Source organism: Roseburia porci (genome assembly GCF_009695765.1).
Taxonomy (GTDB): domain Bacteria; phylum Bacillota; class Clostridia; order Lachnospirales; family Lachnospiraceae; genus Roseburia; species Roseburia porci.
Window position 1 is genome coordinate 1 of record NZ_VUNI01000018.1, and the last position, 18,199, is coordinate 18,199.

Here is an 18,199-nt window from a genome sequence, read left to right on the forward strand (position 1 = left end):
CAAGACTACCGAAATATCTGCGTAATGCACTCCATCCAGAGGCTGTGGTGGCATAAATTGCTATTTTGTTAGCTGAAGTATTGAATTTTCAAGGTGCGAAGCCTATTTTAGGTATGGGAAGTCTTAGGACTTCCCATACCTAAAATAGGCTTCCTCATACTTGAAACTGCGGAACCAACGCTCAATCATGATGTTATCTGCCCAGCGGCTTTTTCCATCCATACTTTGCCGGATGCCGTTTACCTTTACAAAATCAATGTACTGCTGACTTGTAAACTGGCAGCCTTGATCAGAATTCAATATCTGCGGTTTTGCTACATTGAAAGCCTTTTTTAAAGCATTAATGACCATTCTGGTATCAAGCGTATCATCTACTTCCCAGCCAACGATGCAACGACTGTGCCAATCAATAACGGCTGTCAGATATAGAAAACCTCGCTTGATTGGAATATATGTAATGTCAATAGACCATGCCTGATTTGGCTTATCTATGATAGCATTACGGAGCAGATAAGGACATACCTTGGCCTGTTGCATACGCTTGGAAAGGTTCATCTTAGGGTAGATTGGATAAATATCCATTTCATTCATGTAACGTCGTGTTTTTCGACGTCCCACATGATATCCTCTAGCCTTCAGCTGGGCGGACATTTGTCTTGCACCCCAGGATGGGTTATCTGTATGGAGATGATCGATAATCTCTTTACAAGCCAGTTCTTCATCGGATGTAAGCGTGCCTTTGTAATAAATACTTGTACGATTGATATCAAGCAGTTTTGCGCCGACAGAAGCCGGGATTTCTTTAGTCGTCAAAAGGTTTTGGACTAAACTTACTCTCGTAGTCAGGTCCACAAATTTCTTCAGATTTTTTTTTGAGCCAGTCAACCTGCATGGTTAACTGACCAACCTTTTTGGCATACTCCGCTTTTTCCTTGCGTTCTTCAGCAAGCTTTTCTTTGAGGTTATCCTCACGCTTATCATCAAAGACAGCAGAAGCATTGTCGAGGAATTCTTTTTTCCAGTTGCGGAGCAGATTCGGCTGGATATTATTTTCAACAGCAAGGGTATTGAGATCTTTCTCACCCTTAAGTAGTTCGATTACAAGGTCTGATTTGAATTTAGCACTGAAATTTCTTCTTTGTCTGGACATGTTTATGAATCCTTTCTTTGTTACTGATTTTAGTATATCAGATTCATTAAAAACTGTCCGAAAAAGTGTCTTAATTTATGAGACCATTATAATAATGAGTTCCTCCTCTTTCTTTATTATACAACACTTAATGGGATATCTCATTTTGTTTTGTACTATTTAGATGCTAACACTAATGAGATAGAAAAGGCAAAGATTTATAGAGAAAAAACCATATCTTTACTTCAAAATATAAAAATGAAAGAAAGATAAATTACAATGCACATGGGGAGCAGAAACGGTATAGGAATCTTGCTTTATCATTGTCGTGCGACAATTTCTAGCAAAAAAAAGATACTTTTTGATAGTTTTAAACGGCGCAGCGTTGACAGGTACGGTATGAAGCGGGATAATGGAGCAAAGAGGTGAGCGTTATGTTTAAAGTGAATCCATACAGACCGGGTGCTGGATTAATGCCAACATATCTGGCTGGAAGACAGTCAGACATTGCAGAAATGGAAAATCTATTTGAAGCATTGTGTTTAAATATTCCAACACAATCTGTGATTTTTAGTGGCTTACGTGGCGTTGGTAAGACGGTTCTCATTAATAAGTTACAGGAAATAGCCGAAGAGAAAGGAATTTTCTGTAAACATATTGAAGTTGAAGAACGAAACGATTTTATATCGCAGATTGCAAGTTGTTCGCAGGCATTTCTCCGAAAAATCAGTACAGTTGAGAAGTTTAAATCATTAATTCAAAAGCCACTGGATGCAGTAAAAGCCCTTGTTGTGTCTTTTGATCCGGATAATAAAGTATTTTCTCTGTCTTTACAGGAAAAAGAATTATATACGTCTACAAATCTTGTGCAGAGTCTTACAGATGTTTTTACTACATTAGGAGAAACCGCAGCAAAGACAAATTCGCCAATCTGCTTTTTTATTGATGAGATCCAGTATATGAAAAAAGAGGAATTAAGTGCGCTTATTGCAGCTCTTCACAGAGCAAACCAGCTGGGCTATCCGGTGATGCTTGTTGGAGCAGGACTTCCTAAAATCTACAGTATGCTTTCAGAGGCAAAGTCGTATTCAGAGAGACTTTTCAATTACAAGGAAATCGGTTCACTTGACATGGACCAATGCAGGGATGCGATTTGTAAACCGGCCAAAAAACTTGATGTCTCATATGATGAGGCCGCTGTTGAAAAAATTATTGATATTACAAAGGGATATCCTTTTTTCGTTCAGCAGTTATGTCAGATTGTTTTTCAAAAAAAGAAAGGGAATATGATTGACATTTCTGATGTGAAGGATAGTATCTCTGAATTTTTTGATATTCTGGATAGTGGATTTTTTAAAGTGAGATACGAGAGATGTACAGAGTCGGATAAGAAATTTATTTTTGCAATGGTTGCATGTAATAAGCTTCCGTGTACGATTTCAAATGTGGCAATGATCATGAACAGACAGGTAAAATCGATATCCACTGCCAGAGCGCAGCTGATTAATAAAGGTATTATATATGCTGTTAAATATAAAGAGTTAGACTTTACGGTTCCGGAATTTAGCGGATTCATAAAGAGACTGCCAGATTATGAGGAATGGAAGCAGTCTTTTGGTGATTAAAATTCAGGGATAGGAGACAGGAAAGAATGGAAAAAGATCTGACAACTGGAAGTGTACGAAGGAATATTGTGATTTTCTCACTGCCGTATCTGCTGTCCTATTTTTTGCAGACGCTGTATGGTATGGCAGATCTGTTTATCGTTGGACAGTTTGAGGGAGTTGACAGCATTACAGCGGTTTCGGTGGGCAGTCAGGTCATGCACATGATAACGGTTATGATCGTTGGACTGGCGATGGGAGCAACGGTAACGATCGGAAAAGCCATCGGTGCGAAAAAGACGGAACAGGCGTCTCTTGCAGTTGGTAATACGATCTCACTTTTTATGGGTGTTGCTGTGGCTCTGATGGCTATATTGCTGGTGCTTGTAAGACCGATCGTGACATGGATGTCGACACCGGAAGAAGCAGTTTCCGGAACGATTCTGTATCTGACGATCTGTTTTATTGGTATTCCGTTTATTACGGCGTATAATATCATCAGCTCAATTTTTCGCGGACTGGGCGACTCCAAAAGTCCGATGTATTTTATTGCGGTCGCATGCGTAGCAAACATTTTACTGGATTATCTGTTTATCGGAGCCTTGCATCTTGGACCGGCGGGAGCTGCGCTTGGAACAACATTGTCGCAGACGATCAGTGTAATGGTTGCGGTAACTGTCATTGTAAAACGCAGGACTGGAATTTCCCTGAAAAAGTCGGATTTTAAGCCACAGATGCAAACGATGGGGCAGATACTTCGCGTCGGCATTCCCGTTGCTTTGCAGGATGGATTTGTGCAGATCGCTTTTCTTGTGATTACAGTCATTGCGAACAGGAGAGGATTAAACGATGCTGCTGCCGTTGGAATTGTCGAAAAGATCATCAGCATTGTATTCCTTGTGCCATCGACAATGCTTTCTACGGTATCAGCGCTTTCAGCTCAGAATATCGGAGCTAAAAAATATGATAGGGCAACGGCGACTCTGCGCTATGCAATTTTTATTGCAGTTGGATACGGCATTGTAGTTGCAACAGCCATGCAGTTTATCGGTGGCGGCGTTGTGGGGATATTTACAGAGGATGCAATCGTTATCACGATGGGAAAACAATACCTGAGCGCATACATCTGGGATTGCATATTTGCAGGAATCCATTTCAGCTTTAGCGGATATTTTTGTGCCTGCGGGCGATCGGGAATCTCGTTCCTGCATAACATTTTGTCAATCGTGCTCGTACGTATTCCAGGGGCATATTTTGCATCAATGTATTTCCCGGACACGTTGTATCCGATGGGACTGGCTGCACCGGGCGGCTCGTTGTTATCGGTGATCATATGCGTGATCGCTTTTGAAATCTTAAAAGGGAGGAGAACCCAGCGAATATTATGAAACGAATCATCTTTTTTTATGTCATTACAAGTGTATTCAGTGGTATGATGCTTATCAGTGGAATTGTTGCTTTGAAATGTCCGCTTCGCTGGCAGCATAAAAAAGCCAGTTACCCACATTATGAGGGCAGGATCGCATTGCAGAATGAAACAATGTGGAACTATGCACAGAAGTTGTTTGGCAGGATGCAGCTTATGATGGGAATGATCCAGCTGTTACTGGAAACACCGGAAGTAATATTGATGAATAAGATATGTGCGGTCTGACCGTGGGAGGACGCAACATTACCGGCAATCCTGATTTTATGTGTGCCGGGAATTGGTTTGATCCTGCTTGGAAACGGATTGACAGGATTGCATTTAAAGAAGAAAATAAAAGCAGATTTTTCATAGCATGGCAGTCAATTGGCTTTTGGAAAGGAGCAGAAAATGAACATGGAACTTCAGGTAATTTATGAGGACGACAGCGTTCTTGTCGTATATAAACCGGCGGGAATTGCAACACAGACCGGAAGAGTCGGACAAAAAGATATGGAAAGCATTCTCCGCAACTATCTTGCAGCAAAAGGGGAAGCACCATATATCGGCGTGGTGCATCGTCTGGATCAGCCGGTCGAAGGTGTCATGGTTTTTGCCAAAAATCCAAAGGCTGCGGCTGCATTGTCTGCGCAGGTTCAGTCCCGCGCGATCGGTAAGAATTATTATGCGGTTACGGAGCAGATCCCGGAGAGCACAGAAGGGACGCTGACCGATTATCTTCTGTTCCAGAGGAAGAAGAATATGTCCATTGTTACAGGAGCAGAGAATAAAGATGCGAAAAAGGCAGAACTTTCCTACGTCATGCTGGCACAGACAAGCTGCCATGCACTGCTTGATGTAGGGCTTAAGACCGGACGGCATCATCAGATCCGTGTCCAGATGGCACACATGGGCAGCCCGCTCATTGGGGACGGAAAATACGGTCATACAGCAAATGGCCGCACAGCCAATCTTGCGCTCTGTTCTTACCGGATCGCATTTGATCACCCGGTGAGTGGCAGGCGCGAGGAGTTTCAGATCGTACCAAAAGGAAAAAGTTTCGAAGAATTTCGGGAATTTTGGCTAAATTCTTGACATGCGCAAAAGATTCCTCTAAGATGAACTTATCAGTATAAATAGGTAATAAGTCTTAGAAATCTTTTGGGGCATGGGGGAGAGGCCATGATCGGTAAATATTTTAACGGGGTAATTGAACAGGTATATCATCGGATCGGACAGGAGGAGCAGAATATTGTCATGGCATGCTATGGCAATTCTTTGTCTGTGTCCGAACTTGAGACAGTAAAACGTTATTCGGAAGAACCGGATGGCGTTTTTTTCGCATGTACAGAACTGGAGCAGGATCGTATTGTGGGGGCATACGAGCCGTTTCTGGATATTATCTGTGAGATGTTCCGAAGATATGAAACAGGAAGTTTTGAGGATTTTCTGGAAGAATGTGATGTATATCATCTACAGATGGGCGTGTTAAAGTCCTATTATGAGACCGGACAGTGCGTGCGGAGCGAGAATGTTCTTTTAAATGAAGTTGTATATGAACAGCACCGGATGACAGAGGCGGTTGCAACGATGATCTGCAGACTTGCAGAAGCACATCCGGTGATGATTGTAATCAATCGTTTCCAGTACGCGAGCAGAAGCACGGTCAAGCTTTTAAATCGTCTGCTTCAGATGGGATGCAGGAATATCGGTGTTGTTCTCGGAATCAATGAGCAGATGAATGCATCCGGGAATTACGGGACAGACTGGGATCAGTTTACAGAGGCTCTGGAGGATCTGAGCCAGGTCTATCATATCGGCAATTCCACAGACCACAGCAATGATAAAACAGCAGCCGGAGACGAGGAAGAGGACTGGGAGCAGATGTTCACCCGTCTGCGCAACATGGTGGAACTTCTGGATTTTGCACAGGCATCGGTTTACATACGGAAACTTGACCGTCAGATCCGTTTTGAAGATCTGACAATCTCCGATGAAGAAAAGATCGAATTGTATTCACTTTACATTAAGATCTCAATCCTTTGTGGAGATATTCCGAAAGCACTTGAATTGACGGATGAACTTTCGGGGCTGCGCATTTACCAGCAGAACTGGGAAGCACAGTATTATCAGGCGTATTTCCGCGGAAACTGCTACATGTACCAGGGCAAGCTTGCAAAAGGTGTGGAATATGCAAAAAAGGCACAGCAGATCGCAAAGAATGCCAAAGCGGAAAGACTGGAATTTGAAGCAGGCCTTCTGGCGGTCCAGAATCAGATGTCAGGCTGGTATAATATCTTTTTCTGTGCACAGGATGTACCGATTCAGGAATATCTGATCGAAAAATTGAAACAATATGGATATTGGAACAATCTGGCACACATTTATGTTTATGCATATGACAATCAGCCGGAGGTCGTTGCCAAGGCATATCATTCGGAGGAGTCGCTGGTGCATTTCAGCAGGGGAATCGCACTTGCCAAGAAAATCGGAAATGAACAGCTGGTGTATGATGCATATCAGAAGAACATTATGATCGCATCAACAAGCGGAATGAACGAGATTGCGATTCTGTATTCAGTGCGGACTTATCAGTTTTTGAAAGACAAGAGAAGCCTGCAGATCGGAAGAATCTATTCCGGTCTTGGCTATAATCTGAGCGCAATGGGAGAGAACCACCGGGCGGAAACGTTCTATCAGCATGCGATCGATCTGTTTTATGAACTGAAACTTCCGGATGATATTGCAGAAGTACGTTATAACAAGGCATTAAACGATATCATGTGTGGCAAATATGCCGATGCAGAGCGGGAACTGTTATTTGTCATGAAGACGATAGAACGGCTTCACATGAACAGTCTGAGGGTATGTAATCTGTCAAAGCTCTACGGGCTTCTGGCGCTTGTCAGCATCCTGCAGAAAGACCGGTTTAACTGTGACCGTTATCTGTTAAGCTGCCGTCAGTTTTTAAGCTATGTTCTGGAAAAAGAAAAGAATAATAACCTGATCGGAATCATTCATGATTATGCCAAATGTGATGATGATATGTTCCTTTATATGTTTTCGAAGGGACTGCTGTGCTGGCAGGATGAAGCATACGAAGAGGCTGTTCACGAACTGGACCGGGCGGAGCAGTTTCTGATGAATGCGGAAGGCAATCAGTTTTTTGCATATGAACTGTTCCGGCAAAAGAGAATGGAACTGTTTCGTTTTCTTGGCAGAAAAGACCGCTATGAGAAAGAAAAAGAGCAGCTGGAACAATATCAGATCCGTGCAGGAAAGATGCATGCTCTGTTATCGGATGCACTTTTAAAAGAAGTGGAAGAGTCCAGGGATTTTGCCGGAAAAGGCGTAACAGAAGAACAGCTGGAGTCATTGATGAAACAGGAAGGCGTGGCAAGGGATTTAAAGACTACGAGAAGTCAGATGGAATTCCTCTCAAGCTGGCAGAAGCTTGTTGACGTGAATGGAGCGGAGGTACATGAGGTTGTTGAGACTTCCATGCATATGTTCCTCAATCATTTTAACAATGACTGTGCACTTTACATCCGTTTTCATTCTGAGGGCAACGAGATCCTCTATAATGATACCGGAGTTGTGATCACCGATGAGGTCGTTGCCGAGATCCGGCGAAGTATGCGCAAATATCCGCAGGGACTTGCAGTTTCCAAGATCAGTGGTAATTATCCGGAGCATATGCGCCTGATTTCTTTGTTTGGGGCGGATGATGTATGTTCGATCGCGGCAGTTCCGTTTTTTAACAACCGGAGCTTAAAAAGCATGTTTATTACCTATATCCGCATGCGGGAGAACTGGCATTCTTCGATTGACCGTTATATGTTAAATGAGGATGATCTGAACATTTATGATCTTCTGATGAGGGATCTGAATTATTCCATTAACCGTATTGAGGCGTACGACAAGATTTTTGAAATGAACCGTAAACTTGCGGCAGCAGCCACAACGGACATGCTTACGGGAATCTATAACCGCGCCGGCATGTATCAGGAGGTGGAGCGCAAGGTAAGAGATCTGAAAAAACGCAGGGAAAGTGGAAAAATGGGTCTTATGTTCATTGACCTGGATAACTTTAAGCTTTATAATGATACTTTCGGACATGATATCGGAGATGTGATCCTTCAGAGCATGGCAGCTATTTTTACAGAAGTTACCGGAGAGCAGGGATTTGTCAGCCGTTTTGGCGGGGACGAATTCATTATTATTCTGGATACGGATGAAAAGACCAGGCTGGAAGAGATCGCAAAGGAGATTTACAGAAAAATCGACAGCACAGATGGATTTGAAGAGGATATTTCGAAGAAAATCGGGCAGGATATTAAGATTGGACAGAATCAGAGAATTACCTGTTCGATCGGAATTGCAGCTTCGGATGACATCTGTGAGGAAAATGACGTGAACGCACTGATCCGGAAAGCGGATGATATGCTTTATCACGTCAAGATGAACCAGAAAGGAACCTATGCATTCATTTAAGCTTCCAGAGAATGTCAACTTCATAATTCATACGCTGATGGAGCACGGCTTCGAAGGGTATGCTGTGGGCGGATGCGTGAGAGATACGCTTCTTGGCAGGAATCCGCAGGACTGGGACATTACCACTTCTGCGAGACCGGAGCAGGTGAAGGAGCTCTTTTCCCATACCATCGACACCGGAATCCAGCATGGGACAGTAACGGTCATGCTGGATCATGAAGGGTATGAGGTTACGACATACCGCATCGACGGCGAGTATGAGGATGCGAGACATCCGAAGGAAGTGACATTTACTGCGAATCTGATCGAGGATTTGAAACGCAGGGATTTTACCATCAATGCCATGGCATATAATGAGGCGGCAGGTCTTGTGGATGCATTTGACGGCATCGGAGACCTGAAGCGGAAGGTGATCCGCTGTGTCGGAGATCCGATGGAGCGATTCTCGGAGGATGCTCTGCGTATGTTAAGAGCGGTGCGGTTTGCAGCGCAGCTGGGATTTGAGATCGCACCGGATACGAAGGATGCGGTAAGCAGGCTTGCAGAGACCATTCAGAAGGTCAGTGCGGAACGGATCCAGGTAGAACTTGTCAAGCTGCTTGTGTCCGATCATCCTGAGGAAATCCGTCAGGTGTATGAGCTTGGACTCAGCGCTCAGGTTTTGCCGGAATTTGACCGTATGATGCAGACTCCGCAAAGGAATATCCATCATTGCTATTCGGTGGGAGAGCATACGATCCATGCACTCATGCAGATTCGGGCAGACAAGGTGCTGCGCCTTACAATGCTGTTTCACGATGTGGCGAAGCCGCTCTGCATTACGGTGGATGACAACGGAGAGGAACATTACCACGGGCATCCGAAGATGGGCGCCGATATGACAAAGCAGATCCTGCGCAGACTCAAATTTGACAATGACACGATCGACCGCACGGCAAAACTTGTAGCGGCACATGATGACCGTCCACCACTTACAGAGAAGGCGATCCGCAGGGCAGTAAGCAGGATCGGTCTTGAACAGTATCCACAGTTGTTTGAAGTCAAGCGTGCGGATACACTTGCGCAGAGTGCATATCAGAGAGAAGAAAAGCTTGCCTATATTGCAGGATATGAGGCAATTTATCAGGATATTTTAAGGAAAAACCAGTGCCTTCAGAAAAAGGATATGTCCGTGAATGGACGCGATCTGATCGCATATGGCATGAAGCCTGGAAAACAGATGGGAGAGATCTTAAACCAGCTGTTTGAGGCGGTATTGGAACAACCGGAGCTGAATGACCGGGAAAAATTACTTCAACTTGCTCATAAATTTGCAGACCCTTTCATATGATAAACAGACATGGATAACCATGAATGAGTCATATGGAGGGGTTTTCTTGTATAATCAGCCGGAAGTTATTATGGAACAATACGATCTTGAAGTGGGGAAGATCACAAAAGGAAGGGGCGCATATCTTTGCGAAACAGATCAGGGCGTGAAACTCCTGAAGGAGTTCCGTGGTTCGGAAGAACGAGCCGAGTTTCTGGCGGTAATACTGGCAAGGCTTCTGGAATCCGGGTTTGAGACGGAACAGATCATCCGGGATAAGGAGGGAAAAGCACTTGTCACCGAGGACACCGGAGACCGTTTTATCTTAAAGGATATGATCCGCGGAACGGAGTGCAGCACAAAAAACAGGGATGAGATGAAGGCTGCCATGCGGCTTCTCGCCCGTTTTCACACTGTTTCAGCTTCGCTTGAGAAGGAAATACCGGAGTTTATGAAAAACGGTGAGAACGAACTTTCGCAGCTCTATGCAAAACATAACCGGGAACTTGTAAAAGTGAAAAATTATGTGCGCTCGAAAAGAAAAAAGAATGAATTTGAAATGAAGTTCCAGGAACAGTATGCGCATTTTATAGAGAATGCACAAAAAACATTGGAAAAACTTGTAGAATCTGACCTCCCGGAGGAATGCCGGATGCTCTGTCACGGAGACTGCAATCAGCATAATATTGTATACACAGAGAACGGATGGCGGCTGATCCATTTTGAATATATGGGATATCATGCAGCAGTACAGGACATTGCCAACTTTATGCGCAAGATGCTCGAAAAGAACAGCTGGAACAGCAGGCTCGGGGAAGAACTGATCACAGCATATGAAAGTGAGCGCATGCTGCAGGAGGAAGAACGCAGACAGCTCTGCCTCGCACTTGCGTATCCGGAGAAGTTCTGGAAGCTTGCCAATCATTATTACAATTCCCATAAAGCGTGGCTGTCGGGACGGAATATTGAGAAACTGGATAAGGTCATTGAACAGGAAGAAGAACGTATGCGTTTTTTACAAAATTTATTTTCTTTTCACGGTTGATATTGTATACTTACTATCGAAAAGAGAGGTTGGTATATGCAGAAAATACGACGAAAAAAGCTGTTGCCTGGACTGTTGCTGCTTCTGGTGTTTTGCCTGTGCAGCATGATGGGATGCGCATCTAAGGATTCGCTGACTGTGAAGCCAGAGAGCGGAGTCCACTATTATACAGCTTCCGATAATACACAGACCGAAGAGGCGGAAGAAACCGATGATAAATTATATCTGATCACCTCAATGAACAGTGCGGAAGAGTCTTTCACAGCGTATCTGTTTTCGAATGGTCTGGAATATCAGTTCCACTATAACCTTGGAACAAAGTTTATGGATAAATACGGAACCGAGGTTTCCACGGTTAATTTTGAACCGGGAAAGGTGATCCACGCGGGAACCATAGACCCGTCGGGAATCGTGTCGCAGGTGCAGATCGCGGATGAAGTATGGGAATATGACAATATCACCCGCTTCTCGGTCGATATGGATAAGAGCATGCTCACGATCGCAGATAACCGTTACATCTGTGACCCGACGACTTATGTTTTTTCCGGAGACCAGGTCATTACGCCGGCGGATATCACATCGGATGACACGATCTCTGTGATTGGAATGGATAACCGCATTTTATCAGTGATCGTTACGACCGGTCATGGAACACTTGCGCTGACCAATACCGAGCTGTTTGATGGCAGTTATCTGCAGCTGGATAAGAAGGTCTTTGCACAGATCACTTCCAATATGAGCATGGATGTTCCAGAGGGAACGTATACGCTTTCCGTTGCCAACAATGGATGGGGCGGAAGCCAGGAGATCACGATCACAAGAGGTGAGACAACGACGGTCGATCTGGACGCGTTAAAGGGCGATGGCCCGAAGTACGGCAAGATCCTGTTTACGGTCAATGCGGAGAATGCCACGGTATCGGTGGACGGAACGCAGATCGATTATACGGAGCCGGTGGATCTGCAGTATGGACGTCATATTCTTGTGGTGAAAGCAGACGGATATGAAGACTGGACAAGGTATCTTTATGTCAACTCAGAGGAAGCCACAATCCTGATTGATCTGGATGCGGCAGGAACCGGACAAAGCAGTAAGAATAACAGCAGCGGAAGCTCTGAGAGCACTGAAAAGTCCACGGAAAGTTCTTCTGAGAGCAGTTCGGAGAGCGGTAAGATCAACAAACCGTTAGACAGTGAGACAAGCTCACAAAGCACAGAAAAGAGTTCCGAGAGCATCGAAAAAGACAAGGAGGATCTGCAGGATTATCTGTCAACCTTGTCACAGATGTTGAACTCTCTCACAGATTGATCGAATTGTAAAGAGACAAAATGACGATTTTACGGACATATTTTTGTGTGCTTTTACCCCTCGCAAATGCCTAGAATATGGGATTTTTCCTTGACAAAAGGGGGAAAAACAAGTATATATATTCATGTAGGTAATTTGGGAGTTAAGCTCGAATTATATAATTTGAAATCCATAGGAGGAATTTTGACATGAACAAAGCAGAGTTAGTTGCAGCTATGGCTGAGAAAGCAGAGATTTCTAAAAAAGATGCAGAAGCAGCATTAAAAGCATTCACAGAGGTTGTTGCTGAAGAATTAAAGAAAGGTGAGAAGATCCAGTTAGTAGGCTTTGGTACATTCGAGGTATCTGAGAGAGCTGAGAGAACAGGAAGAAATCCACAGACAGGAGCAGAGATGGTTATCCCAGCTTCTAAAGCACCTAAATTCAAAGCTGGAAAAGCTTTAAAAGATTCTATCAACTAATTTAGATGTTAATATGAATGATAAGTGGAGCGCATTTCCTGCGCTCCATTTTTTTGGAGAAAAAGGTATGAGATTAGATAAATTTTTAAAGGTATCGCGTCTGATCAAGCGCCGTACGGTTGCAAACGAGGCATGCGATGCAGGCAGAGTCATGGTAAACGGCAAACCGGCAAAGGCTTCTGTTCAGGTAAAAGTCGGTGATATCATTGAGATCCTTTTTGGACAGAAGACGGTAAAGGTCCGTGTTCTGGATCTGCAGGATACAACGAAGAAAGAACAGGCTAAGGATCTTTTTGAATATATTTAGAATGTGGAATAATTCCCCTTTGTTTTTAATATATTGTTAATACAAGGAGGGGTTAAGATGGACGAGAAGACAGCTGGCAAAGCCCATAAATTACTTTTAAACAACAGGAATACAGGGAGTTTTACAGGAATCCTTGATGTTTTGTCTTTTGATATTGCCGAGATCCTGCTCGAGACAGAGATGGGAATGCTTCTGGTAAAAGGGGCGGACCTTCATGTGAACCGCCTGAACCTGGAAAAAGGTGAGGTGGATATTGAAGGCGACATCCGTTCTCTGGAATACTCGGATGTACCGGGGCCGGGTGGTAAGAATGAATCATTTTTGAGCAGGCTGTTCCGATGATGTCAGTGAGCGGGAGCATTCAAAATGAAATGATGCTCTTCGGAAGTGCAGTGCTTCTGGGTGCAGCATTGATGCTTTTATATGATGTGATACGGATCTGCCGCAGGATTCTGCCAAGAGGAATCATTCTGGTGTCGATCGAGGATGTGATCTACTGGATCGTATTCGGCATTGCGGTATTTATTCTTTTATATCGGGAAAATGATGGAGCAGTGAGAGGATTTATCGTGGGCGGAATTGCGGTCGGGCTTTTTCTGTATTATCAGCTGCTTGGCAGATGGCTGATGAAATGGATGGGCGTTTTGATCCGCTCCCTGAAAAAACGATTGAAAAAAGCCATGGAAAAAGTTAAAATAAAGCTGATAAAGCGATAAACGGGATTGTTGATCAGGAGATGAAGGATACAGATTATGAGTGCAAAACGCAGAAAGAAGAGTCGTAATACAGGTGCGGTATGCATTGGACTTATCGTAATTGCATTTCTGGTTGTCATGTCAATCCAGATTGTACATCTGAAACAGAAAGACAAAGCTTACGCTGAGCGACAGAATGAATTGCAGAAGCAGTATGATGCAGAGACCGAACGCCAGACAGAGCTTGATGAATATGAACAGTATACGAAGACGACGAAGTATATTGAAGATATTGCAAAGAGCAAGCTCGGACTTGCATATGATAATGAGATTATTTTTAAAGAGAGTGAAGAATAGGAGAGATCCGTTATTCTTTGCTCTTTTTTTAAGTTCTTAAACTTTCCGACCGGATTCAAAGTGCATCGAATCGCCATCTGGATAGAGGTTTTGACGAAAAGTTTTTTGAAACCGGAATCTGATTTGACAAAGATTTTATCGGCGCCGTCCTATAATCGAGTCACTTGCCCGAAAAGGCAAAAAAGTGATAGGAGGCAGATGAGATGCAGACAAATACGACATGGAAGATGAATTTGTGGAGGGGAATCAGCGGATGCGCAGGAATATTGTGTAGTATGTTCCCGGTCATGGGGTGTTACCCGCTGGTGCCGGCGTATGTGGCGGCCGTCAGTATAGAACAGCAGAAAAATGTGTGGCTGTACATAGGAATTGCAATTGGAATGGCACGTTTTATGGGACTTGCAGATGTAGTGAAATATATGTTTGTACTGATACTCGGAGTGCTCGGAATCCGTTTTTATCTGTGGGCAAACCGAAAGATTGGCGGATGGGCAGCCGGTATCATTGCGGCAATGGCAACGATGGCGATGAATATTTCCGGAATGCTTTTGCTGATGCCGGACAGAAACGAGCTGGTCGCTGCCTGCAGCGAGAGCATTATGGTGCTTGGACTGACAGTGTTATTCCATTATCTGATCGTGTTTCTGCCCGAGTTCCTGTTTCGGATCGGGGAAACTCCACAGATGCAGACAGAGGTGCTGCCCCAGGATACGGATGCGAGAATGGAGGCTTTTGCGGCAGCATTTGGCGGGCTTTCCGATACGTTTACAAGTCTGAGCAGACCAAAAAAGGCGGTGCAGGGGGATGAAGTCGGTCTGCTGCAGCGGGAAATCACAGGGAAAATGTGTGCGTCCTGTGATGGCTGTGCACTTTGCTGGAATAACAATGCATTTTCTCCGGCGGAAAATATCAGACAGATGCTCTTGGCAGTCGTGGCGCATAAGACGAAGGAGGAGATCGTGCAGCAGGAATATATTACCGATTGCCCGAATTACCCTGGCATGGTGGAGGAGGCGGTCAACGCCTTTTCCCGGCTGGAACTGAACCGCGCGTGGTATGCGAGACTGATGGAAAACCGTATCATGATCGCGCAGCAGCTGGATGCAATGGCGGATATGATGGGGGAATGGGTGCGTGGAAATGAGTGTGTGGATACCAGATACCGAATCCAGCTGGCGCGCATGCAGCTTGAGGTGAAGGAGCGCGGGCTGATCGTGAACAATGCGCATGTATTCCGCGAAGAAAACGGTCATCTGTATATCCGCGCGGAAGTAGCTGCCAAGTGGGGCGGTGGCATTCCGGTCAGAAATTATATTAAAGCGGTATCTGGCGCTATGGGGAGAAAATTCCGCGGTGGAAAGGATACGAGGGCACTGATCACATCGGACCCTGTCTCCATTCTGCTGTATGAGGAGAATACATTTTATGTCTTATCCGGGATCGCTTCCAGAAAAAAGGATCAGTCTACGATCAGTGGGGACAATTTTTCCATGCTTTCGATGGATGACGGGCAGTATGTGGTGGCATTGTCCGATGGAATGGGATCGGGAGCTGAGGCCAGTCAGGAGAGTGAGATGGTCGTGGAACTTCTGGACAAGTTTTTAGAGGCGGGATTCCGCAAGGAAACAGCGATCAAGATGATGAATTCCGCAATGGTTCTGCAAGGGGAGAATAACAAATTTTCCACGCTGGATCTGGCATCGATCGATCTGTATTCCGGAAAACTTGCACTTTCCAAGATCGGTGCTGCAGCAACGTTTATCAAGCACAAAGATGGGGTAGAGTGGATCGCATCGTCCTCGCTTCCGGCCGGGGCAGAGTGCGAACCGGCGCTGGAACAGACCGAAAGAACGCTGGAAAACGGGGATTTTCTTGTAATGGTAACAGACGGTGTGGTAGAATATCTTCATGTGAAAGAGCCGGAAGAAACGCTTTCCGGCATCATAGAAGAAATTACGACGGAGAATGCCGGAGTACTGGCAAAATCGATCATGGACCGTGTCATGCTTTTTACAGGAGGGCATGCGAAGGATGACATGACCATACTGGTTACCGGCTTTTGGAAAAAATAATGGTGGATCAAATTCAGGCTTATATCGCAAAATATCATATGATCGAACAGGGAGATACCGTGTTTGTTGGTGTATCCGGTGGGGCGGATTCGGTCAGTCTTATGACCGTGCTGCTGGAACTGAGGGACCGCATCGGTTTTGACATGGAAGTCATCCACGTAGAACACGGAATCCGTGGAAAAGCAAGCAGGGAAGACGCCTGCTTTGTGGATAACCTTTGCAGAAAACATGAAATTCTGTTCCATATGCGTGAAGTCGATGTGCCGGAGTACGCTGGAAAATGTCACCTTGGCGTTGAGGAGGCGGCAAGGATTCTGCGCTATCAGGCATTTGCGGACATTGCGAAAGAAGCGGTAAAAGCCGGGAAAAAGGCAAAAGTTGCGCTTGCGCATCATCTGGATGATAATGCCGAGACGATCCTTTTTCAGATGATCCGGGGGAGTGGCCTGAAGGGAATGTGTGGAATGCAGCCGGTGCGTCAGGATGAGCATGGGATCTGTTATATCCGTCCGATGCTTTGCGTATCGAGAGTACAGATCGAAGTTTATCTGCGCCAGAAGGGCATGAAGTATCGCACGGATGCAACAAATTTTGAACTGGATTACAGCAGAAACCGTATCCGGAATGTCATTCTTCCACAGCTGATGCAGTTAAATACACAGGCAGTGCCACATATCGGACAGACAGCAGAACGTCTGCAGGAGGTGTGGGATTTCCTGGAATCTGAGGTGGACAGGCAAGCGGAGCGTATTTTTGAAAAAAGAGAGGATACAGTGATCCTGAAAGCAGATCTTCTGGAACAGAATGCTTCTGCGGTTGCAAAGGAACTTGTGCGCAGGGCAATTTTTCTGGCGGCGGGAAAACAGAAGGATATCACTGCAGTCCATGTGAATGATGTGCTGGCTTTGTGCGGGATGCAGTCGGGAAAACAGATCCGGCTTCCATATGGCATCATTGCCAGAAAAGAATACGATACGATCCGGTTATTCAAGGCTGGCAAAATGGTCCGCAGTACATGGGAATACGAAATCCGGGAGTCTGAACTTATGCCTGGAAACAGACTTTGCATACCGGATATTCCGGGCGGAGGAACCGTGACGATCCGGGTTATGGATTTTGATGGAAACATGCAGGAAATTCCGAAAAAACCATATACGAAATGGCTCGATTATGATATGATAAAAAATGGCTTTTTATTACGATACCGACGTTCCGGAGACTTTTTTTACGCGGATCACAAGGGGCATCGCAAAAAGTTAAAAGAATATTTTGTAAATGAGAAAATACCTCAGGAGCAGCGGGATCAGATGCTTTTGGTTGCAAAAGAATCCGAAGTTTTTGCAATACTTGGGGGCAGGAGCAGTGCATCCTGTCTGGTGACGGAGCAGACCCGGTACATCCTGGAAATTAAATACGACGGAGGAAAAGAATAATGGATCACAACATAAGCGTGCATTTGACAGAAGAGCAGCTGAACAAACGAATCGCAGAGATCGGAGCAGAGATTACGAAGAGATTCCAGGGAGAATCGGTATATCTTGTATGCATTTTAAAAGGATCGATTTTTTATACTACGGAGCTTGCTAAAAGAATTGAGCTTCCGATGAACATTGATTTTATGACGGTGTCAAGCTATGGATCAGAGACAAAGTCATCCGGAATTATCAATATCAAGAAAGATCTGGAGAGTTCGATCGAGGGCAAAAATGTAATTCTTGTAGAGGATATTATTGACTCAGGATATACACTCAGCCATCTTTGCAAATTGCTGCGCACAAGAAATCCGAAGACTCTTACGATCACAACACTGTTAGACAAACCGGACAGACGTGTGGTAGATGATGTCGTTGTTGATTATACCGGATTTGAGATCCCGGACAAATTCGTAGTCGGATTTGGTCTGGATTACGATCAGAGATACCGCAATCTTCCATATATCGGATTTATCGAAGACGAGGTATAAGTCTTCCATCTGAAAAAATACCGGCTGTTTTATGGCAGCAGGTGCGTAAA

Annotated in this window: 18 protein-coding genes; 16 read left to right on the forward strand and 2 right to left on the reverse strand. The window is 44.7% G+C overall.

Going from position 1 to position 18,199, the window contains the following annotated elements; all coding sequences use genetic code 11:
* Positions 1–123: 123 nt before the first annotated feature.
* Both FYJ75_RS14525 and FYJ75_RS14530 read right to left on the reverse strand, forming a co-directional pair.
* Complete coding sequence (locus tag FYJ75_RS14525; protein ID WP_235907079.1) at positions 124–813, reverse strand: IS3 family transposase; 690 nt, start codon at positions 811–813, stop codon at positions 124–126.
* Entirely contained in the window at positions 803–1,150 is a 348-nt protein-coding gene (locus FYJ75_RS14530) for a transposase (protein ID WP_235907080.1), read from the reverse strand. The genes FYJ75_RS14525 and FYJ75_RS14530 overlap by 11 nt, the downstream gene beginning before the upstream one ends.
* Before the next feature lie 413 nt (positions 1,151–1,563).
* Between FYJ75_RS14530 and FYJ75_RS10235 the strand changes: the two genes are divergently transcribed.
* The 16 genes from FYJ75_RS10235 to hpt all read left to right on the forward strand — a co-directional run bounded on the left by FYJ75_RS10235 (position 1,564) and on the right by hpt (position 18,149).
* On the forward strand, positions 1,564–2,754 hold the full coding sequence (locus tag FYJ75_RS10235) for an ATP-binding protein (RefSeq protein ID WP_154430357.1): 1,191 nt from the start codon (positions 1,564–1,566) through the stop codon (positions 2,752–2,754).
* Positions 2,755–2,780: 26 nt separating this feature from the next.
* Complete coding sequence (locus tag FYJ75_RS10240) at positions 2,781–4,121, forward strand: MATE family efflux transporter (RefSeq protein ID WP_154430358.1); 1,341 nt, start codon at positions 2,781–2,783, stop codon at positions 4,119–4,121.
* Positions 4,118–4,387, forward strand: coding sequence for a hypothetical protein (locus FYJ75_RS10245; protein WP_154430360.1), 270 nt, complete (start codon positions 4,118–4,120; stop codon positions 4,385–4,387). Before FYJ75_RS10240 ends, FYJ75_RS10245 begins: the two co-directional genes overlap by 4 nt.
* A 162-nt stretch (positions 4,388–4,549) precedes the next feature.
* Positions 4,550–5,233: an RluA family pseudouridine synthase gene (locus FYJ75_RS10250; RefSeq protein WP_328596922.1), complete on the forward strand. Its 684-nt coding sequence runs from the start codon at positions 4,550–4,552 to the stop codon at positions 5,231–5,233.
* Positions 5,234–5,320: 87 nt separating this feature from the next.
* A complete protein-coding gene (locus tag FYJ75_RS10255; RefSeq protein WP_154430361.1) occupies positions 5,321–8,632 on the forward strand; it encodes a GGDEF domain-containing protein in 3,312 nt (1,103 codons plus the stop codon).
* A complete protein-coding gene (locus FYJ75_RS10260; protein ID WP_154430363.1) occupies positions 8,619–9,962 on the forward strand; it encodes a CCA tRNA nucleotidyltransferase in 1,344 nt (447 codons plus the stop codon). The genes FYJ75_RS10255 and FYJ75_RS10260 overlap by 14 nt, the downstream gene beginning before the upstream one ends.
* A gap of 46 nt (positions 9,963–10,008) precedes the next feature.
* Complete coding sequence (locus FYJ75_RS10265) at positions 10,009–10,986, forward strand: CotS family spore coat protein (RefSeq protein ID WP_235907081.1); 978 nt, start codon at positions 10,009–10,011, stop codon at positions 10,984–10,986.
* 36 nt (positions 10,987–11,022) lie between these two features.
* A complete protein-coding gene (locus FYJ75_RS10270) occupies positions 11,023–12,294 on the forward strand; it encodes a PEGA domain-containing protein (RefSeq protein ID WP_154430365.1) in 1,272 nt (423 codons plus the stop codon).
* A 188-nt stretch (positions 12,295–12,482) separates the two neighbouring features.
* Entirely contained in the window at positions 12,483–12,755 is a 273-nt protein-coding gene (locus FYJ75_RS10275) for an HU family DNA-binding protein (RefSeq protein WP_154430366.1), read from the forward strand.
* Positions 12,756–12,822: 67 nt separating this feature from the next.
* Positions 12,823–13,062, forward strand: coding sequence for an RNA-binding S4 domain-containing protein (locus FYJ75_RS10280; RefSeq protein WP_154430367.1), 240 nt, complete (start codon positions 12,823–12,825; stop codon positions 13,060–13,062).
* Between the two features lie 57 nt (positions 13,063–13,119).
* Complete coding sequence (gene yabP, locus FYJ75_RS10285) at positions 13,120–13,404, forward strand: sporulation protein YabP (protein ID WP_154430368.1); 285 nt, start codon at positions 13,120–13,122, stop codon at positions 13,402–13,404.
* Positions 13,401–13,778: a spore cortex biosynthesis protein YabQ gene (yabQ, locus tag FYJ75_RS10290; protein ID WP_235907082.1), complete on the forward strand. Its 378-nt coding sequence runs from the start codon at positions 13,401–13,403 to the stop codon at positions 13,776–13,778. The genes yabP and yabQ overlap by 4 nt, the downstream gene beginning before the upstream one ends.
* Positions 13,779–13,814: 36 nt before the next feature.
* Positions 13,815–14,114 carry a septum formation initiator family protein gene (locus tag FYJ75_RS10295; RefSeq protein ID WP_154430369.1) on the forward strand — a complete coding sequence of 100 codons (300 nt, stop codon included), beginning with the start codon at positions 13,815–13,817 and terminating at the stop codon, positions 14,112–14,114.
* Positions 14,115–14,317: 203 nt separating this feature from the next.
* Complete coding sequence (locus tag FYJ75_RS10300) at positions 14,318–16,186, forward strand: SpoIIE family protein phosphatase (RefSeq protein WP_154430370.1); 1,869 nt, start codon at positions 14,318–14,320, stop codon at positions 16,184–16,186.
* Complete coding sequence (gene tilS, locus FYJ75_RS10305; protein WP_154430371.1) at positions 16,186–17,619, forward strand: tRNA lysidine(34) synthetase TilS; 1,434 nt, start codon at positions 16,186–16,188, stop codon at positions 17,617–17,619. Before FYJ75_RS10300 ends, tilS begins: the two co-directional genes overlap by 1 nt.
* Complete coding sequence (hpt, locus tag FYJ75_RS10310; protein WP_154430372.1) at positions 17,619–18,149, forward strand: hypoxanthine phosphoribosyltransferase; 531 nt, start codon at positions 17,619–17,621, stop codon at positions 18,147–18,149. The genes tilS and hpt overlap by 1 nt, the downstream gene beginning before the upstream one ends.
* Positions 18,150–18,199: the final 50 nt, after the last annotated feature.

Coding starts and splice junctions, on each gene's coding strand:
- FYJ75_RS14530 (WP_235907080.1), bottom strand. CDS start 1,150: ATGTCCAGACAAAGAAGAAATTTCAGTGCTAAATTCAAATCAGACCTT.
- FYJ75_RS10235 (WP_154430357.1), top strand. CDS start 1,564: ATGTTTAAAGTGAATCCATACAGACCGGGTGCTGGATTAATGCCAACA.
- FYJ75_RS10240 (WP_154430358.1), top strand. CDS start 2,781: ATGGAAAAAGATCTGACAACTGGAAGTGTACGAAGGAATATTGTGATT.
- FYJ75_RS10245 (WP_154430360.1), top strand. CDS start 4,118: ATGAAACGAATCATCTTTTTTTATGTCATTACAAGTGTATTCAGTGGT.
- FYJ75_RS10250 (WP_328596922.1), top strand. CDS start 4,550: ATGAACATGGAACTTCAGGTAATTTATGAGGACGACAGCGTTCTTGTC.
- FYJ75_RS10255 (WP_154430361.1), top strand. CDS start 5,321: ATGATCGGTAAATATTTTAACGGGGTAATTGAACAGGTATATCATCGG.
- FYJ75_RS10260 (WP_154430363.1), top strand. CDS start 8,619: ATGCATTCATTTAAGCTTCCAGAGAATGTCAACTTCATAATTCATACG.
- FYJ75_RS10270 (WP_154430365.1), top strand. CDS start 11,023: ATGCAGAAAATACGACGAAAAAAGCTGTTGCCTGGACTGTTGCTGCTT.
- FYJ75_RS10275 (WP_154430366.1), top strand. CDS start 12,483: ATGAACAAAGCAGAGTTAGTTGCAGCTATGGCTGAGAAAGCAGAGATT.
- FYJ75_RS10280 (WP_154430367.1), top strand. CDS start 12,823: ATGAGATTAGATAAATTTTTAAAGGTATCGCGTCTGATCAAGCGCCGT.
- yabP (WP_154430368.1), top strand. CDS start 13,120: ATGGACGAGAAGACAGCTGGCAAAGCCCATAAATTACTTTTAAACAAC.
- yabQ (WP_235907082.1), top strand. CDS start 13,401: ATGATGTCAGTGAGCGGGAGCATTCAAAATGAAATGATGCTCTTCGGA.
- FYJ75_RS10295 (WP_154430369.1), top strand. CDS start 13,815: ATGAGTGCAAAACGCAGAAAGAAGAGTCGTAATACAGGTGCGGTATGC.
- FYJ75_RS10300 (WP_154430370.1), top strand. CDS start 14,318: ATGCAGACAAATACGACATGGAAGATGAATTTGTGGAGGGGAATCAGC.
- tilS (WP_154430371.1), top strand. CDS start 16,186: ATGGTGGATCAAATTCAGGCTTATATCGCAAAATATCATATGATCGAA.
- hpt (WP_154430372.1), top strand. CDS start 17,619: ATGGATCACAACATAAGCGTGCATTTGACAGAAGAGCAGCTGAACAAA.